27 protein-coding genes and 2 tRNA genes are annotated in these 26110 nt (G+C 61.5%); 5 read left to right on the top strand and 24 right to left on the bottom strand.

Annotation, left to right across the window (positions count from 1 at the left end; translation table 11 throughout):
* Positions 1 to 14: 14 nt before the first annotated feature.
* Positions 15 to 257, bottom strand: coding sequence for a glutaredoxin-like protein NrdH (nrdH, locus tag AC1DCM_RS22795; RefSeq protein WP_011775022.1), 243 nt, complete (start codon positions 255 to 257; stop codon positions 15 to 17).
* A 394-nt stretch (positions 258 to 651) separates the two neighbouring features.
* Between nrdH and AC1DCM_RS22790 the strand changes: the two genes are divergently transcribed.
* Together AC1DCM_RS22790 and AC1DCM_RS22785 are read left to right on the top strand one after the other, a co-directional pair.
* The gene (locus AC1DCM_RS22790) at positions 652 to 1617 is read left to right on the top strand and encodes a LysR family transcriptional regulator (protein ID WP_431115432.1); all 966 of its coding nucleotides are present in this window, start codon (positions 652 to 654) and stop codon (positions 1615 to 1617) included.
* A gap of 50 nt (positions 1618 to 1667) precedes the next feature.
* On the top strand, positions 1668 to 2159 hold the full coding sequence (locus AC1DCM_RS22785; RefSeq protein WP_477519810.1) for a DUF2004 domain-containing protein: 492 nt from the start codon (positions 1668 to 1670) through the stop codon (positions 2157 to 2159).
* On the opposite strand, the gene metE is transcribed toward AC1DCM_RS22785, so the two are convergent.
* The 8 genes from metE to AC1DCM_RS22745 all read right to left on the bottom strand — a co-directional run bounded on the left by metE (position 2152) and on the right by AC1DCM_RS22745 (position 11010).
* On the bottom strand, positions 2152 to 4491 hold the full coding sequence (gene metE, locus AC1DCM_RS22780) for a 5-methyltetrahydropteroyltriglutamate--homocysteine S-methyltransferase (RefSeq protein WP_477519809.1): 2340 nt from the start codon (positions 4489 to 4491) through the stop codon (positions 2152 to 2154). The genes AC1DCM_RS22785 and metE overlap by 8 nt on opposite strands.
* Before the next feature lie 79 nt (positions 4492 to 4570).
* Positions 4571 to 5539 (bottom strand): methylenetetrahydrofolate reductase, encoded by a 969-nt coding sequence (locus AC1DCM_RS22775; RefSeq protein ID WP_477516351.1) that lies wholly within the window; start codon positions 5537 to 5539, stop codon positions 4571 to 4573.
* Between the two features lie 369 nt (positions 5540 to 5908).
* Complete coding sequence (locus AC1DCM_RS22770; RefSeq protein WP_477519808.1) at positions 5909 to 6619, bottom strand: tetratricopeptide repeat protein; 711 nt, start codon at positions 6617 to 6619, stop codon at positions 5909 to 5911.
* The gene (locus tag AC1DCM_RS22765; protein WP_477519807.1) at positions 6616 to 7638 is read right to left on the bottom strand and encodes a vWA domain-containing protein; all 1023 of its coding nucleotides are present in this window, start codon (positions 7636 to 7638) and stop codon (positions 6616 to 6618) included. The genes AC1DCM_RS22770 and AC1DCM_RS22765 overlap by 4 nt, the downstream gene beginning before the upstream one ends.
* Positions 7635 to 8618: a vWA domain-containing protein gene (locus AC1DCM_RS22760; protein ID WP_477519806.1), complete on the bottom strand. Its 984-nt coding sequence runs from the start codon at positions 8616 to 8618 to the stop codon at positions 7635 to 7637. The genes AC1DCM_RS22765 and AC1DCM_RS22760 overlap by 4 nt, the downstream gene beginning before the upstream one ends.
* Positions 8609 to 9079: a hypothetical protein gene (locus AC1DCM_RS22755; protein ID WP_477519805.1), complete on the bottom strand. Its 471-nt coding sequence runs from the start codon at positions 9077 to 9079 to the stop codon at positions 8609 to 8611. The genes AC1DCM_RS22760 and AC1DCM_RS22755 overlap by 10 nt, the downstream gene beginning before the upstream one ends.
* Complete coding sequence (locus AC1DCM_RS22750) at positions 9069 to 9992, bottom strand: DUF58 domain-containing protein (protein ID WP_477519804.1); 924 nt, start codon at positions 9990 to 9992, stop codon at positions 9069 to 9071. Before AC1DCM_RS22750 ends, AC1DCM_RS22755 begins: the two co-directional genes overlap by 11 nt.
* 10 nt (positions 9993 to 10002) lie before the next feature.
* A complete protein-coding gene (locus AC1DCM_RS22745) occupies positions 10003 to 11010 on the bottom strand; it encodes an AAA family ATPase (protein WP_442018421.1) in 1008 nt (335 codons plus the stop codon).
* 105 nt (positions 11011 to 11115) lie between these two features.
* Here AC1DCM_RS22745 and AC1DCM_RS22740 point away from each other — a divergent pair, with 105 nt between their 5' ends.
* The gene (locus AC1DCM_RS22740) at positions 11116 to 11319 is read left to right on the top strand and encodes a hypothetical protein (protein ID WP_442006678.1); all 204 of its coding nucleotides are present in this window, start codon (positions 11116 to 11118) and stop codon (positions 11317 to 11319) included.
* On the opposite strand, the gene AC1DCM_RS22735 is transcribed toward AC1DCM_RS22740, so the two are convergent.
* From AC1DCM_RS22735 to AC1DCM_RS22715, 5 genes are all read right to left on the bottom strand, one after another.
* Positions 11316 to 12131: a carbohydrate ABC transporter permease gene (locus AC1DCM_RS22735; RefSeq protein WP_442018420.1), complete on the bottom strand. Its 816-nt coding sequence runs from the start codon at positions 12129 to 12131 to the stop codon at positions 11316 to 11318. The two genes, AC1DCM_RS22740 and AC1DCM_RS22735, sit on opposite strands and share 4 nt — an antisense overlap.
* The gene (locus AC1DCM_RS22730) at positions 12131 to 13000 is read right to left on the bottom strand and encodes a carbohydrate ABC transporter permease (RefSeq protein WP_477519803.1); all 870 of its coding nucleotides are present in this window, start codon (positions 12998 to 13000) and stop codon (positions 12131 to 12133) included. Before AC1DCM_RS22730 ends, AC1DCM_RS22735 begins: the two co-directional genes overlap by 1 nt.
* Before the next feature lie 38 nt (positions 13001 to 13038).
* Positions 13039 to 14394 (bottom strand): extracellular solute-binding protein, encoded by a 1356-nt coding sequence (locus tag AC1DCM_RS22725; protein ID WP_477519802.1) that lies wholly within the window; start codon positions 14392 to 14394, stop codon positions 13039 to 13041.
* Positions 14395 to 14426: 32 nt separating this feature from the next.
* Complete coding sequence (locus AC1DCM_RS22720) at positions 14427 to 15626, bottom strand: ROK family transcriptional regulator (protein WP_431115445.1); 1200 nt, start codon at positions 15624 to 15626, stop codon at positions 14427 to 14429.
* Positions 15627 to 15834: 208 nt separating this feature from the next.
* On the bottom strand, positions 15835 to 16965 hold the full coding sequence (locus AC1DCM_RS22715; RefSeq protein WP_477519801.1) for a class I SAM-dependent methyltransferase: 1131 nt from the start codon (positions 16963 to 16965) through the stop codon (positions 15835 to 15837).
* A gap of 211 nt (positions 16966 to 17176) precedes the next feature.
* On the opposite strand from AC1DCM_RS22715, the gene AC1DCM_RS22710 reads away from it, so the two are divergent.
* Positions 17177 to 17554 (top strand): cupin domain-containing protein, encoded by a 378-nt coding sequence (locus AC1DCM_RS22710; protein WP_442018415.1) that lies wholly within the window; start codon positions 17177 to 17179, stop codon positions 17552 to 17554.
* Between the two features lie 94 nt (positions 17555 to 17648).
* On the opposite strand, the gene AC1DCM_RS22705 is transcribed toward AC1DCM_RS22710, so the two are convergent.
* Positions 17649 to 17721 (bottom strand) — tRNA-Ala (locus AC1DCM_RS22705).
* A gap of 384 nt (positions 17722 to 18105) precedes the next feature.
* On the opposite strand from AC1DCM_RS22705, the gene AC1DCM_RS22700 reads away from it, so the two are divergent.
* Positions 18106 to 18696: a ScbR family autoregulator-binding transcription factor gene (locus AC1DCM_RS22700; RefSeq protein ID WP_477519800.1), complete on the top strand. Its 591-nt coding sequence runs from the start codon at positions 18106 to 18108 to the stop codon at positions 18694 to 18696.
* A 78-nt stretch (positions 18697 to 18774) separates the two neighbouring features.
* On the opposite strand, the gene AC1DCM_RS22695 is transcribed toward AC1DCM_RS22700, so the two are convergent.
* From AC1DCM_RS22695 to rpmA, 9 genes are all read right to left on the bottom strand, one after another.
* Positions 18775 to 18847, bottom strand: a tRNA-Ala gene (locus AC1DCM_RS22695).
* A gap of 104 nt (positions 18848 to 18951) precedes the next feature.
* Positions 18952 to 19356 carry a ribosome silencing factor gene (gene rsfS / locus AC1DCM_RS22690; protein ID WP_442006133.1) on the bottom strand — a complete coding sequence of 135 codons (405 nt, stop codon included), beginning with the start codon at positions 19354 to 19356 and terminating at the stop codon, positions 18952 to 18954.
* A 58-nt stretch (positions 19357 to 19414) separates the two neighbouring features.
* Positions 19415 to 20566: a hypothetical protein gene (locus AC1DCM_RS22685; protein WP_477519799.1), complete on the bottom strand. Its 1152-nt coding sequence runs from the start codon at positions 20564 to 20566 to the stop codon at positions 19415 to 19417.
* A gap of 7 nt (positions 20567 to 20573) precedes the next feature.
* On the bottom strand, positions 20574 to 21260 hold the full coding sequence (nadD, locus tag AC1DCM_RS22680) for a nicotinate-nucleotide adenylyltransferase (RefSeq protein ID WP_442006191.1): 687 nt from the start codon (positions 21258 to 21260) through the stop codon (positions 20574 to 20576).
* Positions 21261 to 21264: 4 nt separating this feature from the next.
* A complete protein-coding gene (locus AC1DCM_RS22675) occupies positions 21265 to 21504 on the bottom strand; it encodes a hypothetical protein (protein ID WP_224090660.1) in 240 nt (79 codons plus the stop codon).
* 82 nt (positions 21505 to 21586) lie between these two features.
* Positions 21587 to 22951, bottom strand: coding sequence for a glutamate-5-semialdehyde dehydrogenase (locus AC1DCM_RS22670; RefSeq protein WP_477519798.1), 1365 nt, complete (start codon positions 22949 to 22951; stop codon positions 21587 to 21589).
* Complete coding sequence (proB, locus tag AC1DCM_RS22665) at positions 22948 to 24126, bottom strand: glutamate 5-kinase (RefSeq protein ID WP_477519797.1); 1179 nt, start codon at positions 24124 to 24126, stop codon at positions 22948 to 22950. Before proB ends, AC1DCM_RS22670 begins: the two co-directional genes overlap by 4 nt.
* The gene (obgE, locus tag AC1DCM_RS22660) at positions 24116 to 25702 is read right to left on the bottom strand and encodes a GTPase ObgE (RefSeq protein WP_477519796.1); all 1587 of its coding nucleotides are present in this window, start codon (positions 25700 to 25702) and stop codon (positions 24116 to 24118) included. Before obgE ends, proB begins: the two co-directional genes overlap by 11 nt.
* Before the next feature lie 133 nt (positions 25703 to 25835).
* Entirely contained in the window at positions 25836 to 26099 is a 264-nt protein-coding gene (rpmA, locus tag AC1DCM_RS22655; RefSeq protein WP_021470683.1) for a 50S ribosomal protein L27, read from the bottom strand.
* Positions 26100 to 26110 lie beyond the last annotated feature (11 nt).

Here is a 26110-nt window from a genome sequence, read left to right as displayed (position 1 = left end):
GTCCGAAAGGAAACTTAGGCCACGGAGGAAACGGCCTGGGCCAGTTCCTCGATCTTGTCCGGGCGGAATCCAGACCAATGGTCCTGCTCGGTCACGACGACGGGAGCCTGCATGTAACCCAGCGCCTTGAGGCGTTCGAGCGCCTCGGCATCCTGGGAGATGTCGACACTCTGGTAGGCAATGCCCTTCTTGTCGAGTGCCCGGTAGGTTGCGTTGCACTGAACACAGGCCGGCTTCGTGTAAACCGTAACGGTCATGATCCCTGTCCCCTTAGTTGAAGTCTGTCGCTCTTCGTATCTGGCGGGCTCAACCGGAACTGAATACTGAATCCGATACCGGCCCGCAGGCTGCTGTGGCAGCCAACACGCTTATTTAGTCTTGTGCTGGTTTCCCGCTCAATCCGTAAACCGATACTACATGTAGTGCAAGCGCCTCGCCGGGACCCCAAGATGATGTATTACAAGTATGTCATTCAATCCACCGCTCGTCCACAGGGCAGGTGCCTCAAAATGTCCGTGATTCCGCCAAAGTGGGAGATGAAATCCACACCCTGTGGACTACTTAGCCACATTTAATCTCCAGCGTGTCGCCGGGTTCCGGCGTGTCGTGACACTTTGAAAATGTGGCGTGGCGAACAGCTAAACTCTCCTGATGGTCAATCTCCTCCACCTCCGGACGCTGATGGAAGTAACCCGGCTGGGTTCTTTCGCTGCGGCTGCCGCGCAGCTTGGCTATACAGCCTCCGCCGTTTCCCAGCAGATGGCAGCACTGGAACGCGATACGGGCGTGGAACTGTTCCAGCGTTCGGCGAGGAGCGTCATTCCCACCGAGGCGGCCATCACCATGACGCGGCACGCCTCAAAGGTGCTGACCGACGTCGAAGCACTGATGGCGGCAGCATCAAGGACCAACGATGCGCCAGCCCAGGAATTGCGGCTGGGCATCTTCCCAAGCCTTGCCACTTACGTGCTCCCGGACATCCTGAAGAATGAGCGGTGGAACGGACTCGGAATCGAGCTGCGGGTATCAGTCGCTGAACCGGCACAGACCATCCAGGGACTGCGCAGTGGCGGAGAATTGGACGTCGCCCTCGTGTACCAGGTGGGCCAGTCCGGATTGGCCTGGCCACATTCCCTGGAGCGGCAATGGATCGGCGACGACGACTTCCGCGTGGTGCTGCCCGCTTCATGGAAAATCCGTGAGGATGCCGAGATTGAAGCCGCGCACCTCTCGGACATGCCGTGGATCGTCCACCATCCGGGCACCAGCGACGCCTTGGTGATCGAACGCTTGTTCGCCAGCTGCAACCTGCACCCCCGCGTCGTGGCTTACAGTGACGATTTCCACGCCAGCCTGGAGATGACCGCGGCTGGCTTGGGTGCCTCGCTGGTACCGGAACTGGCGCTGCGCAACAGGCCACCCGGTGTCGTGGTCCTTGACGTCCCGGACATCCGGCTGGCGCGTAACGTGTTTGCGCTGCTCATCAATGAAAAGCGCACAGCGCAAGTCCAACTGTTTACGCAGCTCCTTGCCGACACCCTCCGCGGCACCTCCGAAAAGAGCGGTTTGCATCCCCTGAAATCAGCGCCTGTCAAGGGTCCGCAGCGTCGGAGGTGAATTCTTCCCAATTGCTGGAACCGGCCCGATGTTGGGGTTAGATTGATCACATGGGCAAGGTAGCAAGCACACATTTTGGGGAGATCGAGCTCAATCACGGGCGTGAACATTGCTTCGTGACCAAACACGAACTCGGCGGCAATCAGCTTGAGCTGGACCTCAACGTCACGGCGCATGACCATTTCGACGAGGCTGCCATGCACAAGGTGGACTACCGCTTGCGCTTCCTGCCGGAGCTGGTTGACCAGGTCCGGGAGATGATCGCCGATGAGCTGGACCAGGACGGCACCAATCCGCAGCAGTTCCTGCATTTCCATAGTTCCCAGCTCAAGGAAGAGCAGCTCGAATCCGTTTTCGGGGTCAGGGACAAGTCCCAGCTCACCAACGACGTCTTCCTGAAAGCCCTCAAACTGGGTCATGTGGCCATCTACCCTGGCCAGCCCGAGCGCTATTTCGTCCTGGACTTCACCCTCGGCTCGCACTTCACGGATGAGCTGCTGGTAGTGGCCGCCGGCCGCCGTCGTTGTGGCTGGCTTACTTAGCGGTTTCGAGCAGCGTGGCGCGAACCGTCTGGGTTGCCTTGACCAGGTTGCGCAGGGACTCTTCGGTCTCGGCGTAGCCACGGGTCTTCAGGCCGCAGTCCGGGTTGACCCAGAGCTGGCGCGAGGGAACGTGCTTGACGGCGGTGGCCAGGAGTTCGGTGACTTCTGCTTCACCCGGAACACGCGGCGAGTGGATGTCGTAAACGCCCGGACCAACGCCGCGGCCGAAGCCGTGTGACTCGAGGTCGTGGACGACCTCCATGCGGGAGCGTGCAGCTTCGATGGAGGTCACGTCTGCGTCGAGGCCGTCGATTGCATCGATGATCACACCGAACTCGGAGTAGCACAGGTGGGTGTGGATCTGAGTGGAGTCGGCAGCACCGGCCGTGGCGAGGCGGAAGGAGTCAACGGACCACTTCAGGTAGTCGGCGTGGTCTGCCTTGCGCAGCGGGAGGAGCTCACGGAGGGCGGGCTCGTCCACCTGGATGACCTTGATGCCGGCCGCCTCGAGGTCAGCGATTTCGTCGCGGAGTGCCAGGCCAACCTGGTTGGCGGTCTCGCCCAGCGGCTGGTCATCGCGAACGAAGGACCAGGCCAGGATGGTGACAGGACCGGTCAACATGCCCTTCATCGGCTTGCTGGTCAGCGACTGTGCGTACTCAGCCCAGGCGACCGTGATCGGGGCGCTGCGGGTGACGTCGCCCCAGAGGATGGACGGACGGGTGCAGCGGGATCCGTAGGACTGGACCCAGCCGTGGACCGTCACGTCAAAACCTTCGAGGTTCTCCGCGAAGTACTGGACCATGTCGTTGCGCTCGGGCTCGCCGTGAACCAGGACGTCGTAGCCCAGTTCTTCCTGCAGGTCCACAACGCGCTTGATCTCGTCCTTCATGAGCTTCTCGTACTGCTCGTTGGTGAGATCGCCCTTGTTGTTGCGGGCACGTGCGGAGCGGATCTCGGACGTCTGGGGGAACGAACCGATGGTGGTGGTGGGCAGCGGCGGAAGGTGCAGTGCCTCTTCCTGGGCAGCTTCACGAACCGCGTACTCGGAGCGGTTGAAGTCCGCAGCGGTCAGTGCCTGGGTGCGGGCGCGGACGTCGTCGCGGCGAACGCCTTCGGCGGTTGCGCGGGAAGCGATCACGGCGGATGCTTCGTCGATGGCAGCCTTGGCCGACGCGGGGTCCGCCAGGTAGGAAGCGAGGGTCTTGACCTCCACTGCCTTCTGGTCGGAGAAGGCGAGCCAGCTGCGCAGCTGCTCAGGCAACGCGGTTTCCTCTGCGACGTCGTGCGGGACGTGCTGGGTGGACGTGGACGTGCTGACGGCCAGCTTGCCGGCTGCAGCCTTCAGCTCATCCAGCTTCGCGGCTGAAGCGGCGAGGTCGTTGCGCCAGATGTTGTGACCGTCAACCACACCGGCAACCAGGGTCTTGTTGCCCAGGCCTGCGAGGGCAGCTGCAGAGGGAACTCCACCCTTGAAGACGTCGATGTGCAGGGCGTCGATGTTGGTGGCAGCAATCGTACCGAGCTGGCCGTCAAGCGAACCGTACGGGGTGGAGACAAGGATCTGCGGACGCTTCGCGGCAGACGTGAGGACCTCGTAAGCGCGGGCAACGGCTGCTTCGATCTCGGCGGCCGGCGTGTCCTGGTCAACAACCAGGGCCGGCTCATCGAGCTGAACCCAGCTGGCGCCAGCCTCGGCGAGCTTCTCAAGCAGCTGCACGTAAACGGGCAGGATGTCCTCGAGGCGGGACAGCGGGGCGAAACCGGCCGGGGCGTCGTCGGATGCCTTGGAGAGCAGCAGGTAGGTGACCGGGCCAACAATGTACGGACGGGTCTCAATGCCATTGGCAAGTGCGAAGGCGAACTCGTCAACCTTGGCGGTGGAGGCGAGCGTGAACTCGGTTTCCGGGCCGATTTCCGGTACCAGGTAGTGGTAGTTGGTGTCGAACCACTTGGTCATTTCCAGCGGCTGCTGTTCCTTGTTGCCGCGTGCCAGCGTGAAGTAGCCATCGATGTCCAGCTGGCCCTCAGCGTTGAGGAGCTTACCGAAGCGTGCCGGAACTGCGCCCAGGTGCGCAGTGGTGTCCAGCACCTGGTCGTAGAAGGAGAAGGTACCCGGAACAGCGGCAGCTTCAGTAAGGCCCAGGTCCTGCAGGCGCTTGGCGATGGTGAGCTGGATGTCCTTTGCTGCTGCGTCCAGTGCTGCGGCGTCGATCTTGCCGGCCCAGTAAGCTTCGACAGCCTTCTTGAGCTCGCGGCGACGGCCGATGCGAGGGTAGCCGAGCAGCGAGGCTGCCGGGAACGGAGTGGCGGGCGTGTTCTGTTCAGTCATGGGAATTCCTTGATGAAGTGGTTTGAAAAGGTTGGTGTCTTGGGTGGTCGGGAAGAGCCGACGGGTTGGTGGCAGGCTGTTAGCTTGCGTATTCCTGGCGCAGGGCCATGGTGTTTACGCGGCCAGCAGGGCGGGATGGCCGCGGCAGCGCCAGCTTGTCCAGCACGTCCAGGGCGTCGGCGTGCTCATTGAAGGTGTACAAGTGAATGCCTGGCGCACCGGCATCCAGTGCCGCATTGGCCAGATCCACAGTGGCTGCGACGCCGATTCGCCGACGGTCGGCTTCAGTGTCCACGGCAGCCAGGCGCTCCATGAGTTCCACGGAAGGGTCGACGCCGGCCAGCTCGCCGAGGCGCTTCAGGCGCCGAAGGCTGGTGAGCGGCATGACACCGGGGATGATCGGGATAGTGACCCCGGCCCGACGTGCACGGGTCACAAGGTCCGAGTATTCGTTCGCGTGGAAGAAAACCTGCGTGATCGCGAAGTCCGCACCGGAACGCTGCTTGGCCAGGAGAACTTCGACGTCGTGTCCCACACTTGGCGATTCAGGATGCCTGGTGGGGTACGCGGCCACTCCGACAGCGATCTTGCCGGCGCAAAGGAGTGCTGAACGACGCTGCTCCACGCGGCGGATCAGTTCGATCAGATCCTGGGCGTAGCGGAGTGAACCGCTGGCAGGCTGGCTTCCGTCTTTGGGAAGATCGCCGCGCAGTGCAAGGATGCCGCGGACGCCGTGGTCCAGGAGCTCACCGATGATCTCCGCCAGTTCAACCGGTGTGTTGCCTACACACGTCAGGTGGGCCAAGGGCCGAAGCGTGGTTTCGAGCAGGAGTCGGTTGATCAGGTCAACGGCGGTGTCCCGGTTGGATCCACTGGCACCGTACGTCACGGAGACGTAGTCCGGCTCGGTGGCTTCGAGTTCACGGATAGTGGTCCACAGAGTTTCTGCGGCCGCCGGGGAGCGAGGGGGAAACAGCTCGTAGGAAAGTGCTACGGGTGCCGTTCCGGCTAGGTTGGGATGTACGTCAATAAGGCTTGGTGGCGACATTTGCGTCCTTGGCTGTTCGTCATCGAACGTCACCCAATGGATCCAAGGGAACCATTGATTGCATGATCGATGAATTGAGTTTGGGATACACGAAAGAACTCCAGCAGGACGCAGCCGCGACTGGTACGCCTGGAATGAAGCTTTCCGTGTGCAAATGTCAGGCCCACATGGGGGCACCCACACCCTCCTCACCGCCCTTGCGGGGCGGATCCAACGGAGGATCGCTGACACGTTACCGCGGTAACTTGTTTATGACTCTAGGTCGTGGGCAAGGAGGGGTTCAACTCGGCCACCGAATTAAGACGCAGTTTTACGATCCGTGAAGAAGGATTTGTGAACTTTGTTCGCCAAAAGGCGCCGTAGAAACCTTCACCACGGCCTGTCTACGCTCGAGTCATTCTCGGGGCCGCGCAGGTACTCCTCGCGTTCCTGCCCTTCTGTTCGCTCCCGTTGGGCCTGTTGCGCGCTCTCTCCCAGCTTTTGCAGTTGCTCCTGCTGTGGCTCGGACGGCGAATCCTTGGCTTGCTTCTTCGCCTCGCCACTTCCCTTGGAGTCCGCAGCTATCTTGGCTTTGAGCCGATCCATGGCCGAATCCAGGGCTTTCCCCTCCCCTGACGAATTCCCGGGCCCCTCCTGCGCGCACTGCGCAGGTGAGGACTCGAGGACATCCAACGCTTCACGAAACAACGTGGCTGCCATCGGCTTATTTCCTGCAGCCAAAGCAGCATCGCCCAGTTTCTCGATACTCAACACCAGATTGACCCGCACCTGACATTCATCAGTGCCGGCACCGGCATCCAACGCCGCTTCGAAGTCCTTCCGTGCCGCCGTGAAGTCGCCGGCCAGAACATGGACGTCGCCGGATGCAAAGTAGGCTTTGTGCGGCTCGAACAGGTTGGCAACATGCAGCCAGGAAGCGGCTCCGGCTGCAGCATCCTGATCGGCCGTTTCGAAGGCCTGTGCAGCGTACCCGCCCAAGGCACCCACGCTCAGGAGTTTCGCTGCGACGGCGAGCGCCAGCAGGGCCGGCGGGGCGGACCACAGCGCGAGGCGGCGTCTGCGGCGTCGTGCGTTGTTCATGCCTTTGGTTCCTTGGTTTTCGGGCGCAAGCTTTGACCCCGTACTTCCCGTAGCGCGGTGAGATGACGCAGGGGTTCGTGAAGGGCCAGCAGGAATCCGGCGAGCGCCAGGAGCCAGTAAAGTTCCACGCGGCCGGGTGCGTCGTCGTTGGTAGGCGTGAGGGTGCCTGGCTGGGCTTTGGCAAGCATGTCAGCCGTGGGTTGGTTCCCGGTCCGGTGGACATATGGGACATGGAGCTGAGTTGCGATGTTTTTCAGTTGCCCTTCGTCGATCCTGGACACCGCGTCCTGCCCCGAGCTCTTGTCCTGTACGTACCCGGCTTCGGTGTCTGACGGGTCTTTCATTCGGCCACCCTGCCCTGTGCCGTAACCCAGCACGGCTCCCCCGCTCACGCTGTTCGCGTCCACCGGCAGCGGCGCTGGTGCCTCGGCGGCGGTGTTCTCGCCGTCCCCGGCGTAGAAGACCAGTGCTGGACGTCCCGGGTGCTGCTCTTTGGCGGCCGCGAGCCTGTCCTTGAGCAACGTTCCTGCGCCCGCAATGCTGCTGCCGTTGGCGTACCGCGGGTTTTGCGGCTGCAGTGTTGTCATGGCGGTTTGCAGCGCGGTGGCGTCCTGGCTCAACGGCATGCGGACGGTCGCCTTGTTGTCGAAGGTGATGAGGGAAAACCTGGCTCCCGCTAGTTCCTTGGCGATCGCCATCACGTCGTGTGTTGCCCCTGACAAGCGGGTGCCTGTGCCGTTGTAATCCTCTGCAGCCATGCTGGTACTGGTATCGACAACGAAGAAGACGTCCACGTCCGCGACCGCGGTCCTCGCTTCACTGCCGGGCCACCCTGGTCGCAGTGCGGCAAGGACCAGAAGCACGACGGCGGCGCCCCGGATGGCGGCTGGCCGCACCGACCCTCGTGGTCCAGTGCTGCCGGGTCCCGGCCCGCGAGCGATGGCCCACAGGGTGAAGGCTACGACGGCGACGCCTATGGCAGCGAGGAGCGCCCACGGAATAATCGGTTGAAGCGTCACGGGTTCAGCCTCCATCCCAGGATCACCATTCCGGCACCTGCCAGCAGCGCGACGCCAAGCGGCAGCGCCGGGCTGTCGCTCACCGCAATCTGGGGTGCGGCCTGGTAGCTGCTGGCTTCGGACTCCTGCACTTTCTGGACGATCCCGGGCACTGCGTCAGGACTGTCCAGGGTGAAGTAGCTGCCCCCGGTTCCTTCGGCAACCGCCCTGAGTTGGCCGCCGGGCTGATCAGCTTGATTTCCGTAGTCGAAGTCGCCGGGGTTCAGTGCGTACACCTTGACGTTCTTGCTCCGGGCCAGCCCGCCGGCCTGCTGCAGGGTGAAGATGGGGTCACCGGAGAGGAAGTTGTCGGTCGCCAGCACAACAGACCGCGAGCGCTTGGCGTTGTCGGACTCCGATTCGACGTCCGGGAAGCTTTGCACGCAGGATGCCAGCCCATCGCCGATCAGGGACGATCCTCCCCCGTTCCATGTCCCGTCGAAGAAGGATCCAGCCCCGCTGTCCAGGGCCTTCTGAGCTGCCGTGAGCTGTTCGGCGGCGTAGTCGTAGTCGTCTGTCAGCGGGAACAATTGGACGCTGCTGCTATCGAAGATCACCATGCCTATGCGCTCGCCGTCGAATTCCCGGGCGAGTCGCTGGAACACTTTGGCGATGGCAGCGTCCGTACTGGTCATGGATCCTGAAACATCCAGGCAGAGGATGATGTCCCGGTTCCGGATTTCTGGCTGCTCCGTGGTGCGCTGGGCGGGTCTTGCCGCTGCTGTGGCTGTGGCCCCCAGGAACAACGCACCCAAGGCCATGGCGAGGACCAACGTGGCCTTGTAGCGCCGCAGAGCATCTTGGTATTCGGGAAGGTCAGTGAGGCGCTCGCCGTGTGCCACTGGCCTGCCCCTTTGCGGACGACGCCGGATCACCAGTCGGGCGGCTATCACCAGGGCCAGGGCAGCGAGGGGAAGAATCCACCAGTACGTCAGCTCCATGCCTGTACCACCTGGCGTGCGGTCTTTGCGGAGTCCCGAACGGATTGCATGGCTGCGGGCGCGAATTCGTTGGGGTAAATCAAAGCGATACCCACGGCGAACTGATCCAGTCCGTTGCCGCGCAATTCCTCCAGTGTCATGGAAGTGGCCGGAAGGCCTGTGGCTGCACCCGCAAATTCCCGCACGAGGAGGCTGAGTCGCTGGTGGGCGTCGCGCCCGGGGAGGCGGCCGGCGTCGACCTCTCTTTCGAGGGCATCTATTGCTGACAGGCACCCGGCCCGCAGCGTTTCCAGATCTTGTGACCCCCCATGCAAGCTAGCCGGAGTTTTTCGCGATGCTTTGCGGACGGGCCACAGGATCCACCCGTACCAGCACGCTACGAGAAGCAGTAGCGCCAATCCCAGCCATAGCCACAGCTGCTGATATTGAAGGGGTGCGTAGAAGCCCGCGTCATCCTGCACGGTTGCCACTCTTTGCAGACTTCGAGCCAGAGCGGTGCTTCTCCAGGAGCGCGAACACCGCCGGGAGGACGTCGCCTGTGGCACTAACCGTCTGCTCAGCAATGCCGAGCCTGCGGAAGAAGGCGCTGCGCTCCTCCGCGCGTTTCCGCATGGCGGTGGCGTATGCGGCACGAACAACACTGTTCCCCGCCAACGGCGCAGGGATCCGCTGCCCACTCCCGACGTCGAAGCTGGCCTCGTGCATGGGCGCCGGATGGCCCTCCTTGGCCAACTCAGCGTCGAGGATAGTAAGCCAAAGGACTTCATGCCGGGCCCTCAGCCGCCGCAGCAGAGTTTCCGTGCGGTGGTCGGGCTTAAACTCATCGGCGAGAACGACAACAAGCAGCCGGCCCTTCAAGAACCTGAGCGCATAGTCGAGTTGCTCGGTGATGGCGCTCACCGGCCCACCCAGGGAAATCCCCGCCTCCACTTCCCGCAGCAGCCGTTCCAAGTGCTCTTCACCGCCCTGGGGCGGGAGGTAGCGCGAGGTAACGGCCGAGCCGTGCAGGAGTCCGACATCGTCCCCGTGCCTGCAGGCGAGATAGCCCAGCACGCCGGCAGCATCAACGGCAATCTCCTTCTTGGATTCACCGGAGGCGGCATGGGCTGCCATGTTCCGTCCTGTGTCCACGAGCAACAGCACCGAATGACGGCGGACGGCCACATAGCGCTTGACCAGTGGTGATCCGTGGCGGGCAGTGGCTTTCCAATCGATGTCCCTGACTTCGTCGCCGGGTACGTACGAGCGTAATTCATCGAAGTCCAAGCTGCGGCCCTTGAAGACCGAACCGTATTCGCCATCCAACAGGGTGAGGGTCCTGCGATGGGCGAAGATGAACATCTTCGACTTCACGCGTCGGAGCAGGCTGGGCACTTTGGGTCCGCTACGGCGTCTGAACGGACGCGAGCACTGCATCAATGATGGTTTCCACGGGGACACCTTCAACCACGGCGTCGAACCCCAACACTATTCTGTGGCGCAGGATCCTGTGGGCCAGCTTCTTGACGTCCTCCGGAATGACATGATCCCGCCCATTCAGTAGTGCCAACGCCCTCGCTGCCTGGCTGAAGGCAATGCTCGCCCGGGGACTTGCACCGTACTCGATGAGGTTGGCCAAACGTGGCTCCAGGTATTGGGAAGCATGGCGGGTCACATACGCCAGGCCAACGATGTACCTGATGATGGCAGGATCAACGTAAACCCTCTTGACGAGTTCCTGCACCTGGACAATGGCGTCAAGGGAAGCAGCCGCTGGTGGCTTCTGCGCTGCGCTGAACACCCCGGCATCTATGCGCCTGATGACTTCGGCTTCCTCCGCCGGGCTCGGATAGTCCAGGACGTCCTTGAGCATGAAGCGGTCCATCTGTGCTTCCGGAAGGCGGTAGGTACCCTCCTGCTCAATCGGGTTTTGCGTTGCCAGCACCAGGAAAGGCTCGGGCAGAGGATAGGACTCGCCACCAATGGACGTCTGCCGTTCCTGCATCGCCTCCAGCATGGCGCTCTGCGTTTTGGCGCTGGAACGGTTGATCTCATCAAGCAGCACAATGTTCGCGTGAACCGGTCCCAATTGGGTGACGAACGTGCCTTTGACCGCATCAAATATCTGGGTGCCCGCGATGTCGCTGGGCAACAGGTCCGGAGTGCATTGGATCCGGCGAAAATCCGCACTCACTGACTCCGCAAGAGCTTGCGCCGCTGTGGTCTTGGCCAGACCCGGCACGCTCTCCAAAAGGACATGTCCGCCGGTCAGTAAGCCGATCACCAGCGTCTCCTGCAGCCTGGACTGGCCCACCACCTTGGTCTCGAAGCTGCGGATAATGCTGCCGACGAGCTGCTGGGCACTGGCCAAGTCCGGTGCATGGATTCCGGCCGTGGCTGTGTTCTGAAGCACTCGTGGTCCCCTCGCTGGCGTGAATCACTCTATCCAAGCCTCCCCTGAACAAGCTCGCAATGGGGAGCCCTCCCCATGCGGGCTTCTGAGGTCTATTCTTTTGCCATGCCTCAGCTACCAGTCCGCTATGAGCAGTACCTCAACGGCCAAAGCCAGCGCGTCATCGACGCCGTCCGCCCAGTTCTGTTGCAGTCCGCCGCAGACCAAAGGCATGGAGTCCGGATTATCTACAACACAGGCCCCACCGGGCACCAGGCTCATCTGGATGAGTCGATACCCTACGGCGAAATAGTCGAGGACATCGACTAGCCCTTCACCGAGCCGGACAACGCGAAGGAGCTGCCCACGCTCCGGGATACCAGCACGTACAGCAACAACACCGGCACTGAGTACAGGATGGAAAACGCCGCCAGCTGCCCATAGGCTATGGCGCCATGCTGGCCAAAGAAGCTGAAGATGGACACCGCGGCTGGTTGCTTGGCTGTGGAGAGCAACAGGATGAAGGGGACGAAGAAGTTTCCCCATGCCTGTATGAAAACAAAGATGAATACCACGCCCAGTCCCTGCCTCATAAGAGGCAGGACGACGGTGCGTAAGGCCGCCATGCTTGAGGCGCCATCCATCCATGCTGCCTCCTCCAGTTCCAAGGGAACGGAGTCCATGAAGTTCTTCATCATCCAGATGGCCATGGGCAGCGTGGTTGTAGCCATGAAGAATACGGTGGCCATCATGGAATCGAGCAACTGGAGCTGGACGAATAATCCGTAGACGGGCACCATAATGGCAGTCACGGGCAACGACGTCCCGAAAAGGACCGAGTACATGAACGGCTTGTTGAACCTGGACTGGTAGCGGGACAGCGGATACGCAGCAAGGACTGCTGCCACCAGGTTGACCGCCGCTGTTCCGGCCGAGAGAAGGAAACTGTTGGTCAGGGGCTGGAACAACAATTCCGGCGTGAACACCGCGCCAAAATTATCCATCGAAGGCGCCGACGGCACCGCCGTCTGATAGCCCGCGTGAGGATCGACGGCGGCCAGCAGCAACCACAGCAACGGTGCCACAAAGCACAAACCGATCACGGCCAAGGCAACATCTGCCGCCAGCCGCGGCTTGGACATCACGGCTTCTGCTCCCTGAGCAGGCGGACATAGACAGCGCCGAAGACCACTCCCAACACAATCAATACCGAAGCAACGGCCGTGCCATAGCCAATATCCCCGAATTTGAAGGCCTCTTGGTACGCCAACACCGGCAAGGTGGTACTGGCATTGGCTGGGCCTCCGGCCGTCATCACCCAAATAAGCGTGAACACGGCCAACGTCTGCAGGGTAATCAGCATCAGGTTGGTGGCGATGCTGCTCCTGATCAGTGGCAACGTAATGAATGCCAGGCGCTGCCAGCCTTGCGCACCATCCATCAGGGCAGCCTCCGAGACATCCTGCGGAACGTCCGCGAGGGCGGCCCTGTATACAAGCATGGAGAACGCCGTTCCCCGCCACGTGTTCGCCAGGATAATCGCGACAAGCGGGAACGTGTACAACCAGTCCGGCCCCTGCCCGCCAAAGAAGGCCAGCATCTGATTCAGAGTGCCGTCACGGTTGAAGTAGGCATAGGCCACGAAGGCAGCCACGATCTCCGGAAGTACCCAGGCGGCTACCACCGCCGTTCCCACCCACGAGGAAACTGCCTTACGTGAGCGCGTCATGAGCAGGGCGATCAATAGGCCGAGCACGTTCTGGCCGAACACGGCCGAGGCCGCGACGAAAACAACAGTCAGCCATGCCGCCAGTGGAAACGAGCCATCGCTGAACATCCGGACATAGTTCTCCAGCCCCACCCATTGTGGATCCCGGGCAGCCCGGCCTGAAAGTGCGGCATTGGTAAACGACGCATAAAAGGACCAGGCCACCGGGGCAAGCAGGAACAACAAGAGCAAGAGAACGGACGGAACGACCGGCAGGAGCCGCAGGTAGCGGCGAATCGTCATTTCGCCGCTGTCATTTCTTTGATGTCATCTCATGCCCGTCATCTGTCCAGGACCTTGTCATCGCCAACAACCTTGCGCACCGTGGCGTCATACTCGGCTGCGGCATCTTCAGGGCTTTGCTTTCCAGTGATGACAGACTCGGTGGCTACCTGGACCGCCGTCGAAATCCTCGGATAATCGGCGGTGGCTGGGCGGTAATGCGTCACCTTCACCAATTCCGACACGTCCTTGACGAACGGATTCGCCGAAACGTAGCTCGATTCCTTGGCAACATCCGTGCGGACCGCTATCTGGGAGTTGTTAACGTCAAAGGCCAAGGCATTCTTCTTGTTCAGCGCGGTGGTGAGGAACTTGAACGCCAGCTCAGCGTTCTTGCTCTTGGCACCAACTGCAAGGGTCCATCCACCGGACATACTGACGCCACCCGGTTCCTGTCCGTTCCGCGTGGGGAACATGGCCACGCCCATGTCCTGCTCGTAGCCTGCCCACTCATAGGGCCCGCCCTTTTGCCAGAACGACGGCGTGTAGGAGCCTTCCACGGTTGCCCCCAGTTTGCCCTGCGGGAACCACTCGCCAAAGACCTTCTTCCAGACATTGGCGTCGAGGGCTTCAGCCGGGCTGGTTGCGAGTTTTTCGTCGTAGAGGGTCTTCAGGAAAGCCAGCGAGTCAGTGAAACCCTGGGAACCGACTACCCACTTCTTTTCCTTTTCGTCGTACAGCGTGCTGTCAGTCCCGTAGAGGAGTTCGTAGAAGCTCTGCATGACGGTTCCCTCGCCCGTACCCTTGCCGGCGTACATGTTGAAGGGAATCACGGTTGGGTCCGAGGCTTTGATGGCACGTGCCGTGGAGAGAATGTCTTCCCACGTTTTGGGCTGCCACGGAACAGGAATTCCGGCCTTCTGCAGCACTGCCTTGTTGTACCAGATAGCACGCGTGTCAGTGCCCAGAGGCACCGCGTAAATACCTCCGTCGTCGGCCCGGCCTGCAGCTTTGGCCGCTTCATTGAACTGGGACCAGTCATCCCACTTTTCCAGGTAGCTGTCCAGCTTGAGGAGGTAACCGGCGTCGACGTCGGAACGCACCTTGAACGTGTCCTCGTAGAAGACGTCCGGCGCGGTGTCCGGGGATCGCTGGGCCAGAGCGAGCTTGGTGCCGTAGTCGTCATCGTTGGCTTGGATCGGTTCGAGATTGACCGTCACCGAAGAGTTGGCTGCCTCGAATTCTTTCTTGGCGTCGTGCATCACGGTATCCAGGGCCGTGAAGGAGTCGGATTTCTGGTAGACGATCTTCAGGGTCTTGTTCTCGGCAGTAGGCGGCGTCGAGGAACAAGCGGTTGCAGCGAGAAGAGCGGCTACGACGGGAAGGACGGTGGCAAACCTCATGGGGCGGCGCATTATGCTCCAATCGAGTCGACGTGGCGGAGTAGTTAGCCTTCCAGCAGGAGCCGTTGGGCGCGTGGTGCCAGCGTGTGCTCCAGCACGAGGCAGGCCGCACCAATGGCGCCCACATCCTCACCCACTCCGGAACCCACAACTTCAATACCGTGGATCATGCGGGCCGCACTGTTTTCAGCAATCAGGCCCGGAACACGCTCCAGGAAGTACTTTGACATCCGCCCCCAGAAAGGACCACCAAAAACAACGCGTTCCACGTCAAGGGTGTTGGTCACCACCGAGACAGCACGGGCCACAAGGGTGGCTGACTTATCAAGGATGGCGATGGCTTTTTCGTCGCCGGCATCGGCTTTGTCGCACAACAAGGCGTAACGTTCCTGTACCTGCGGCCCATCTGCGTCCTCGCCATGGCTGTCCAGCACACCGGCCGCCTCGGCCTCAGCCACCAGGACCTGTGGGATACACGAGGACTTCACGCAACCACGGAGCCCGCAGTCACACTGGGGCCCCATCGGATCAACGATGATATGGCCGATTTCGCCCGCATTGCCGGACGTTCCACGGACCACTTCATCGTTCAGGACAATGCCGCAACCAATACCGGTGCCCATATACATGAAGACGAAACTGCCGGCACCGCTGGCCCCGCCGGCCCAGGTTTCGGCCACCGCAGCACTCGTTACGTCCTTGTCCACCAGCGTCTCCAGGCCCGTGGCCTCTGTGAGGGCCTCGCGGATACGCACACGGTTCCATCGAGTCAACAGCGGAGGCTCCACGACGGAACCTTCATCGAGGTCGATTGGCCCCGGGACGGCTACACCGAGCCCCGCGATCTTGGATGCATCAACGCCCGATTCCTCAATGAGGACCTTGATCTGCTGGGCGATGCTCGTGATCACCGCGGCGGGGTCTCCACCGGGAGTAGCCATCCGCGAATGCCTGACGACGTCGCCCAGAAGATCCAGGACAACAAAGGTGATAACTGCAGGGTCAAGGTGGACGCCTACCGCATACATGCCCGATGGATTGAGCCGCAGGATGGTCCGCGGTTTGCCTGGGCCAGTACCCTCTTTGCCTGCCTCCACAATCAAGTGCTGGTCAAGCAGGCGACGGGAAATATTGGAGATGGTTTGCGGGGACAGTCCAACAATCTGTGCGAGTTCAACACGGCTGAGCCCGCCCGAAGACCGCCGGATCGCCTCCAGGATGACTGTCAGATTAAAGTCACCCATGCGGGGTAGATTCGTTCCGCGCCTCGGTGTGGGCTGCCGGATCTCAGTCACTGATTCCCCTAGTCGTTTTCGAAAAAACATCATCGTACTTCGTCTTTGTCTGAATCGTACGATACCCATGCTCACACGGGTATGCGCACACGCAGGCAACGGTGTCAGGGCTTGGTAACGATGACACTAAATTCCCGCCGTGAAGCGCGGGACCGGCTCATCCACGACGACTCCGAGTCACCGTAAACTTCGGGTTCCGGCCTTCCTCCACGGTGGGGCCAATGAGCCGCTCAAGGGCCGGCCGGTACTGCAGATGGCTGTTGTACACAGTCCACAGCTCGCCGCCGGGCGCGAGAACGCGGGCAGCCGCTTCGAACATCTTCAGGGCAGCGCCGGCATGCACGCTGGCTCCAAGGTGGAAAGGTGGATTCAACAGGACAAGATCCGCGCTGCCTGCATCAAACGTTGACAGGGCGTCGTCGTGGATCACGGAAATCCGGTCTTCCAGTCCATTGGCAGCTGCCGTGGCCGTAGCTGATGCCACGGCCGCCGCCGACTGATCAGTTGCTACCAGGCTCGCCTTCGGCTGGTGCCGTGCCAACATCGTGGCAAGAATGCCGGTCCCACACCCCAGATCCACCACCCGTCGCGCTTGCGGCATCCTGTCCAGGAAGGTCAGGAGGTACCTGGTTCCGATATCCAGGCGTGCACCGGAAAATGCAGCACCATGAGCACAAACCGTGATCCCCAATTCCGGCAACTGCTCCACCACAGGGTAGGGAGGCTCGCTCGAAACCGGCTTGGGATTGCTGGCCACCAGTACCCTGGACTTCTGCCGGGCCAACTGCGGCTGCACAGATGAGAAATAGCGGTCCAGCACTTTATTCATACCCAGGGACATGTGCTTGACGCGGCCCCCCGCGAGCAGGACCGCATCCGGCGCTGCATAGCGGGCAACGGCGTCGGCGTTTTCCTCCAGCTCCGCCAGCGATTTCGGCAACTGCATGAGCACCAGATTGGCCCCCTCCAAGAGTTCAGCGCCCAATTCGTGGGAACTGAACCGTCCCTGCAGGCCAGCTGCTTCCGCATTGCGCTGCAGCGCAAGCCTGCCGGTGTAGAGATCTTGGTTAACGCGGACGTGCCCGACGCCGGTCCCGGCCAAAGCGCCCAGCGTCAAGGCACCATACCGGTCGCCGATGACAACAACCTTGGTTTCCGGCCGGATATGATCCGAGACCGCCTGAAGCAACAGCCTGTCTGTGGCGTCATATGCCTGAAGGTTGTCCGCCTCGACATCGGGGAACCTACGAAGCCCGCCGAACAGCGACTCCAGTTCCTGTACGGTCACGATCGCGTTCTCGCTTTCCTTAAATTCGTTCGCTTTAGTGTCTCGACTTCATGCTGGCTTCGGAGGAATGTGGATGATGCAGCATGCCAAGCACCTGTTGTCGCGTCGGATGGCGAACCCATACCCTGACGGCAGCAGGCACCGGTCCCGCCCAACCGCAGAGCCAGGCCACGGGACCGCACTTAACCGGCTCCCTCCCTGAGAGCAAACCATGAGTGTCAATGTTGTCACGCAACTCCAAGTGAAGTCACTTAACTCCCCCGATGAAACGCGCAGTCCGGACAAGACAACGGTTGAGATCGTTACTGTCGGAGACTACACAATCGGCCGAACCACCTTTGAACCCGGCTGGACATGGGACGACTGCATCAAACCAGTAGTCGGAACAGACTCCTGCCAATTGAGCCATGTAGGCTTCTGCGTCTCCGGCTCCCTCGAGGTGGAAACCAATGACGGTGGGCAGGTCAGCATTTCCAGCGGTGATTCCTACTCGATCCCACCGGGACACCATGCCCGGGTGGTAGGCGATCAGCCGTTCCAAGGCATCGAATTCCTCAGTGCAGCCGAGTTCGGCGTCCGTCCGGAGTAGGAATCCGGCCTCCTCACCCGCTAAGGCAGGCATCCCTCAAGGGAACCAGAAAGCAAAAGACCCCGCTCACCCGAGCGGGGTCTTTTATCCGAAGTGGAGCTGAGGGGACTCGAACCCCTGACCCCCTGCATGCCATGCAGGTGCGCTACCAGCTGCGCCACAGCCCCGGATCTTGTTGATTTCCGTAGGAAGATTTCCCTTCCCGCCGAAGCAACTCGTCAATACTAACCACAATCCCCCGAGAAGCGAAATCACAGGAGAGTGATCCCCATCACCGGGATTCTGGGTATTTCCGCCCTGCTGAACTCGTAACGCCGCAGCCGGGGTGCGCTGGATTGCTCCACCGCACCTCCCCCCAACGGCTGCACGGGAGTCCCTCCGGTTCGGACCGGCGACTCCTTCTGAAGTCTAGAATCATGGGAAGGATAAACCAAACCGTCCAGTCGGTTTTAGCGACCTGAATTTAGGCACGGTGGTAGCGTAGTGGGGTCCGGCGGCGCGTTTTTGCTTGCCACCACACCTCGGAATAACTGAGAGGCTCCCCACCCTCCATGCAGCAACGTGCGAAAGACACCCGCCTTTCCGTCATTGAAGGCGCCGCCCATGTCTTCGCAGAAGTTGGATACGGCAACGCAAGCCTGAGCGACATCACCAAGCGTGCCGGAGTGACCAAGGGAGCACTGTACTTCCACTTCACGTCCAAGCGGGAGCTCGCCTTGGCCGTCATCCAGGAGCAGCATGCGTTGGTCCTCGCGGCGGGTGCTGGCATTGTGGCCTCAAGCATGCCTGCCCTGGAGAAGATCATTGCGCTCTGCAGGATGTTTGGCAGGCAATTACTGGATGAAGCGATTGTCCAGGGCGGAATCCGCCTGACGTTCGAAGCATCCGCGTTTGATGCCGATATCTCGGACCCCTACCAGGACTGGATTGAAACGGTGGAGCAACTGCTTCGCAAAGCCCAGGACGAGGGGACCGCTCGGACCATGCTGGATCCCGCCGCCTTTGCCCGCTACCTGGTTGCTTCCTTCACCGGAGTCCAGATGGTTTCCAACGTCCTCACTGCCCGCACGGACGTACTTCGCCGCATTGACGAGATGTGGGAATTCATGCTGCCAGCAATCGAAGCGGATGCTGGTGCCTAGCAGGTCGCAGCCAGGGCGAAAGCCACACAAAAAAGGCCCTGCCCTTCTTCATCACGAAGAAGGGCAGAACCTCAAGAGTGGAGCTGAGGGGACTCGAACCCCTGACCCCCTGCATGCCATGCAGGTGCGCTACCAGCTGCGCCACAGCCCCATATCCTCGCTGCTTCAAAGCTGTTCACGCCGAAGCAACTCAAATATCTTAGAACAGCGTTTCCGAAAATTCCAAATCGGGCATATTCGGATGCCGGCCCATGTTTAGAGCTCTGATTCCCCTGCTGGCGCGGCCTTTGCCGAGGCGTCATCCCCGAGTTCAAGGTCAACTACAGGGCAGTCCTTCCAAAGGCGCTCCAGCGCGTAGAAAACACGGTCCTCGGCGTGCTGGACGTGGATGACGATGTCAGCGTAGTCCAAAAGCACCCAGCGGCCCTCGGATCGTCCTTCACGACGCACCGGGCGAAGGTCCTGCTTCATCAGCTCTTCCTCGATGCCATCAACGATTGCGTTGACCTGGCGTTCTGTGGGCGCAGATGCAATGAGGAAGATGTCAGTCAGGGCCAGGCGTTCGCTGACATCGAGGGCAACGATGTCCTCTGCCAGTTTGTCGGCCGCAGCACGCGCGGCGTGACGGGCGAGAGTGATGGATTGTTCATGTGCAGACACGGGGACTCCTTGTTGTGGCCAGTGGCCTGTAAATGGCGTTAGCCGGGTTCTAGCGAAACTAGCCGCTGGTGATCATGATGATGCCGACGATGAGCGCGAGAACACCCAACGCCAGGACGCCGAGCTGCAGCAGCCTGTTGCGCTGTGCCCGGGCCAAGCCGGCCGTGTTGGCGTCCAGCGGGTCAAGCCCATAGGCCGCACTGGCAGAAACCGGCGGGCGTTGCGTTTCTTCAAGCTGTTCGTCGACGGCGACAGGCCGCTTCCGCGCGTTCCTTGCCACAGCCTCGGCACGCGCGAGAACACCCGAACGGCCACGTGTGCCTTTTCCGTTTGCCGGGGCCTTCGCGCTCTCAAGCGTGGGACCCGACGACGTCACGAGCGGCACGAATGTGGTGCTGGGACGCTTCATGACCGGGCGTTCAATGCCGGGAACCTTGACGAACTCCAGTGGCGTGACCATGGCAAGGTTGTTGGCAGTGGACGGACCTACCGAGGCTGCAGCTGGCACCTTTGCTTCGGCTTGGTTCTGTTCGGCAAGCTTCTGCTTGGCCGCGGCCCGCTTGTTCAGCACCGCAGCACGCTCGGCAAGGGCAATCTGCTGGGCGAGGATTTCAGGATCGACAGCCAGTGGATCTTGCTCGGCAATGTGCTCAAGCTTGGCGGTTTGATTCTGGACCTGGGCAGCAATCAGTTCACGTACCGCGAGTGCCTGCTCCACAGACATTTCAGATTCTGCGGTACCAGCGCTGGCTGCCGAATCGTCGTCGGAACCCTTGGCGCCCGCATCAGGCGCTGGGGCGGCCTTAGCAGCAACCGGTTTGTCGGTCGGTTTATCGGCTGGCTTTCCGGAAGGTATGGGAACAATGGGGTTGGCAGAGGTGGCTACTTCTGCCTGGAGTTGCTGCAGGCGAAGCTGGCGACGTGTTGGTGGGCCGCCGCCGGAGAGCTGCTCTTCCTTGTCTGCGAGCTCTTTGATGGTACGCAGCGCAGCGCGGTCGCGGGCGCGGATCTGGGAGGACCGCTCCTGCGCGGCGGCACCCACTGCGTCTACAGGCGCGTCAGCAGCACGGCGATTACGACCAGTTACAGCATTCTCCGCTGCATCCACTACCTGGGGTGGTGTAGCTTCGGCCTGCGGCTCCTGGTTCTCTTCGCGGGCGCGGCGAAGCTCACGCCTGCTGCGGATGGGTCGCTGTTCCTGGCTGCTCATTCAAAACTCATTCAGTACGTGCTTGGTCGTCTGATCCGGATAATGCGGGGGCCAGCTCCCCTGTCCCTGGCCGCGCGGTACCGGAGTGTGCGGCGTACAGACCATATTTGGCGATGTACTGCACCACGCCATCGGGCACGAGGTACCAGACGGGGTTCCCCGCACCTACGCGTGTTCGGCAATCCGTTGAAGAAATCGCCATAGCCGGAACTTCCAGGAGGCTGACGTCTTCCCTGCCCATGCCGTCCAATTCGTGGCCAGGGCGCGTGACACCAACGAAGTGCGCCAAAGACCAGAGTTCGTCAACGTCTTTCCAGGACAGAATCTGCGCCAAGGCGTCGGCGCCGGTGATGAAGAACAGATCAGCGTCGGGTCGCTGGGCCCTTAGATCGCGCAGGGTGTCGATGGTGTAAGTGGGTCCGGGGCGGTCAACATCAACCCGGCTCACCGTGAACCTCGGGTTTGACGCCGTGGCGATCACGGTCATCAAGTAGCGATGCTCGGGTTTGCTGACCTGCTTGCTGGACTTCTGCCAAGGTTGGCCAGTAGGCACGAAAACGACTTCGTCGAGATCGAACTTGGCGGCAACCTCACTTGCAGCCACAAGGTGGCCGTGATGGATGGGATCAAAAGTTCCACCCATCACGCCCAGCCGGAGCCTGCGCTCCGACTCCCCGCGCGGAGTTGCGGCGATAATGTTAGTGGCCCTGCTTGTGGGTGTGCTTGTTCGGGTGCTGGCGGTGCGGATCCGAGTGCTCTTCTACAGCCTCGTGACGGTTGCCGAGGTTGGTGTAGGAGAGAGCAACGAACATCAAAACCAGCAGGAGAGCAAACATGCTGACTCCGAAGACCCACGGCTCGGCCCAGAGCGGGGCGGGCGCTTCGTGGCCGCCTTCTGTTTGGGCTGCTATGGACGTGGCGATCTGCTGAAACAGCATCTTCTCCCCTAGTTGGTTCTCAAGGATTTTCGACGGCGGGACTCCCCGCCGTTCCGGACTTCTGTTCTATGTTACCGCGTAGCTAGCCGCGGATCTGGCCTTCGCCCTGGACGATCCACTTGGTTGTGGTGAGTTCCGTGAGGCCCATGGGCCCGCGGGCATGCAGCTTTTGGGTGGAAATGCCCACTTCTGCTCCGAGCCCGAGCTCACCGCCGTCGGTGAAACGCGTGGAAGCATTGACGATGACGGCGGCCGAGTCGATTTCAGCGATAAATCTTTCGGCGTTGGCCAGGTTGTTCGTCAGGATCGCTTCGGTGTGTCCAGTGGTCCACTTCCGGATGTGATCAACGGCATCATCAAGGTTGTCCACCATGGCCACAGCGAGGTCCAGGTCCATGTACTCGGTGGCCCAATCGTCGTCGTCGGCCGGAACGGTTTCCACGTCCTCGCCCAAGGCAGCGGCGATCCGGTCATCCACGTGGAGCGTGACTCCGGCAGAGCGGAGTGCGGCTGCAACGGCAGGCAACACAGTGGAGCCCGAGTGAACGAGGAGGGTCTCGACGGTGTTGCAAACGCTGGGACGCTGTGTCTTGGCATTCAAAAGAATGTCAACGGCCATCTCTTCGTTTGCTGATTCGTCGATGAAGATATGCACGTTGCCTTCACCCGTTTCAATAACGGGCACGGCAGAGTTGGTCACGACAGTCTGGATAAGGTCCCGTCCACCGCGGGGAATCAGGACGTCAACGCGGCCACGGGCACGCATGAGCACGTTGGCGCCCTCACGGCCATACTGGTCCACGGTCTGCACAGCATCAGCAGGCAGGCCTACCGAATCCAGAGCTTCCCGAAGAATCTGCACCAAGGCCTCGTTGGTGTTCGCAGCTGCCGATCCGCCACGCAGGATGACGGCGTTACCGCTCTTGAGTGCCAAGCCGGCAATATCCACCGTGACGTTGGGGCGCGCTTCATAAATAGCGGCAACAACGCCCATGGGGACATTGACCTGGCGCAAGCGCAAGCCGTTGGGAAGGGTCTGGCCGCGGACTACGTTACCCACGGGATCCGGCAGGCCAGCCAGGTTCTCCAAAGCCGCAACCAAGCCATCAATGCGGGCAGGTGTCAGTGTCAGCCGGTCCAGGAGTGCGGCAGACGTACCATTGGCGCGGCCTGCGGCGACGTCCTTCGCGTTTGCGTCCAGCACGTGCTTCCGGCGCTCCTGAAGGGCGGTCCCGATGGCACGCAGGGCGCGGTCCTTCCAGGCCCGGTTGGCCTGACCCATGCGTCGGGCAGCCTTGCGGGAGCGGTCTGCAATCGCATGTACTGCGGTTTGGACGTCTTCCGGTGACAGCGGAGCGCCTCCTGCCACAGGGCTCTCCGGCGTCTGGCCGGCGGCACCGGAAACGTCGGAAATCACAGGGGCGTCAGGGGTCAGCGCTTCAGTCATGCTCCAAGTTTAGATGAGCGAACGGCCTGAAGGAGTACGAGGTCGTCAACATGAACAACTTCGCGGTCGTAACCCCTGCCCATCGCCTGTCCGAGCTCCTGTGTAGTGCGGCCAAGCATGCGGGGAAGCTCTTCCGAGGAATAGTTCACCAGGCCACGAGCCACAACAGTTCCATCCAACGCCACCATTTCCACAGGGTCACCTGCTTCAAAATCACCGCTGATGTCCGAAATGCCCGCGGGAAGGAGCGACCTGTGCCGGTCGCGCACGGCTTTCACCGCGCCGTCGTCGAGTACCAAGCGCCCGTGAACCGTTGCCAGGTGGGCCAACCACAACAGGCGGACGGGCTTGCGGTTGCCGTTCACGGCGAACCACGTTCCCACGTCCTCCCCCGCAAGGGCTGCCGCAGCGTTCGCCGTGGACGTCACCAAGGCGTGGATGCCCGATCCCGCCGCAATGGACGCGGCCTCCACCTTGGTCATCATGCCGCCGGTACCCACACCTGCTTTGCCTGCCTTGCCAATAGTCACGTCCTCGAGATCCTGCGGACCTCGAACCAACGCGATCCGTTTGGCCCCATGGGAGGGCGGACCGTCGTAGAGGGCATCGACGTCGGAGAGCAGCACCAGCGCGTCGGCGCGGACCAGGTGTGCCACCAAGGCCGCGAGGCGGTCGTTGTCGCCAAAGCGGATCTCGTGGGTAGCAACGGTGTCGTTCTCATTGACAACGGGAACGACGCCAAGGTTCAGCAAGCGGTCCAGAGCCCGGAAGGCATTGGTGTGCTGCGTCCTGCGCATGAGGTCGTCAGCCGTCAGCAGGACCTGGCTGACCGTGACGCCATGCGCGCTGAAGGCTTGCGTATAGCGCGCCATCAACAGGCCTTGCCCTACACTCGCCGCGGCTTGCTGCGTCGCAAGATCCTTCGGGCGCTTGGCCAGCCCCAACGGAGCAAGGCCGGCTGCAATAGCACCCGAAGAAACGAGGATGATTTCAGTACCGGCATTTCGCTTGTGCGCCAGCGCATTCACCAGCGACGTCAGTGATTTCTCGGAGATGCCACCCTTGATACTGGTCAGCGAGGACGAACCAACTTTGACCACAATCCTCTTGGCAGTGGCGAGGGCCTGGCGCTCAAGAACTTCTTCGTTCGGAATTTCGACGGTCCTAGTCGTCATCACCGGTATCCAGGTTGCCTTCCGTCACAGGCTGGGCACGACGGCGGCTGACGGACTCAGTCCAGATGCCCGCCTTGCGCTCGGCTTCCAATTCGGCACGGGCGGCAGCCTTGGCTTCGCGTCGCTCAAGCTGTTCATCGCGCTTCTGTGAACGGGTGGGACGGTCGCCGATGTCGGCAACGCGGATGTCGGTACCGCGGGGAGTTGCCAGCAGTTCGGCACCGGCCATCATGGTGGGCTCCCAGTCAAAGACCACGCCATCGTCCTCACCGATGACTACGGTATCGCCAGGCTTGGCACCAACCTTGAAGAGCTCAGTCTCGACGCCAAGCTTGGCCAGGCGATCAGCCAGGTAGCCGATGGCTTCCTCATTGGTGAAGTCGGTCTGCTTGACCCAGCGGACAGGCTTCTCGCCGAGGACGCGGAACAACGGCTCGAGGTTCTTCTCCTCGCGGCGGATCCGGAATCCGCTCTCGTTGACGGCGCGGGGACGAAGGACAGGCGGGGCAACCTTGGGAGGCGCAGTCTCAACGGCGTCCCGTGCAGCCTTGACGATCTCCGCCATGGCGAAACCAAGCTGGCGCAGGCCTTCATGGCTGGTGGCCGAGACTTCGAAGACCCGGTAGCCGCGTGATTCGAGTTCCGGACGAACGAACTCAGCCATGTCCTTGCCGTCCGGGAGGTCCACCTTGTTCAGGACAACAAGCTTGGGACGTTCGTTCAACGGCACAACTTCGCCGTCGACGCCGGCATAGCTCATGTCAACGGCGTACTTTTCCAGTTCCGCCTCGATGATGGCCAAATCGGAGAGGGGATCACGGTCCGATTCCAAAGTTCCGCAGTCCAGGACGTGAACCAGGGCTGCGCAGCGCTCGACGTGGCGCAGGAAGTTGTGGCCAAGGCCCTTGCCCTCGCTGGCGCCCTCGATCAGTCCGGGCACATCGGCGATGGTGAAGCGGATGTCGCCAGCCTGGACGACGCCAAGGTTGGGAATGAGGGTGGTGAACGGGTAATCGGCAATCTTGGGCCGGGCAGCTGACATCGCTGCAATGAGGCTGGATTTTCCTGCGGACGGAAATCCGACCAAGGCGATATCGGCGATGGACTTCAGCTCCAGGACGATGTCGCTGGATTCGCCCTCGATGCCAAGCAGCGCAAAGCCGGGCGCACGGCGTTTCTGGGAGGAAAGTGAGGCGTTTCCGAGGCCTCCCTGGCCACCTGCAGCCGCAACATACTCCGTGCCCTCGCCAACAAGGTCGGCCAGGACTTCGCCGTCCTTGGTCTTCACCACAGTGCCGTCCGGCACGGGAAGGATCAAGGTTTCGCCGTTCTTGCCGCCGCGCCAATCGCCCATGCCGGGGCCACCGTTGGTGGCATGGCGGTGGGGGGCATGGTGGTAGTCCAGCAGGGTGGTGGTCTGCGCGGACACCCGGAGGATGACGTCTCCACCATTGCCACCATTGCCGCCGTCGGGTCCGCCGAGTGGCTTGAACTTTTCGCGCTTAACAGAGACACAGCCGTGGCCGCCGGTTCCGCCGGATACGTGCAGGACTACCCGGTCTACAAAGCTCGCCACGTGAATCTCCTCTTGCTGTTGCCAGCGCTGTTGCATAAATCAGAGCGCCATAGACGCCCTAATCGATTGTAATGCGGTTAAAAGAACGGTGGAGCGGGCCGTTTGGCCCGCTCCACCGGTTCAGAACTTGTTGTTACTCTGCAGCTGCAGCAGCAACGATGTTCACTACGCGACGGCCGCGGCGAGTACCAAACTCAACCGCACCGGCCTCGAGTGCGAACAGGGTGTCGTCGCCACCGCGGCCGACGCCTGCACCGGGGTGGAAGTGGGTTCCACGCTGGCGAACGATGATCTCGCCTGCGGAAACTACCTGGCCACCGAACCGCTTGACGCCGAGGCGCTGTGCGTTGGAGTCACGACCGTTGCGAGTGGAGCTCGCGCCTTTTTTGTGTGCCATGTGAAATGCCT

Source organism: Paenarthrobacter sp. 10N417, assembly GCF_056394745.1.
Note: the sequence above shows the minus strand (reverse complement) of the source record. Positions and strands in the feature narration are given on the sequence as shown.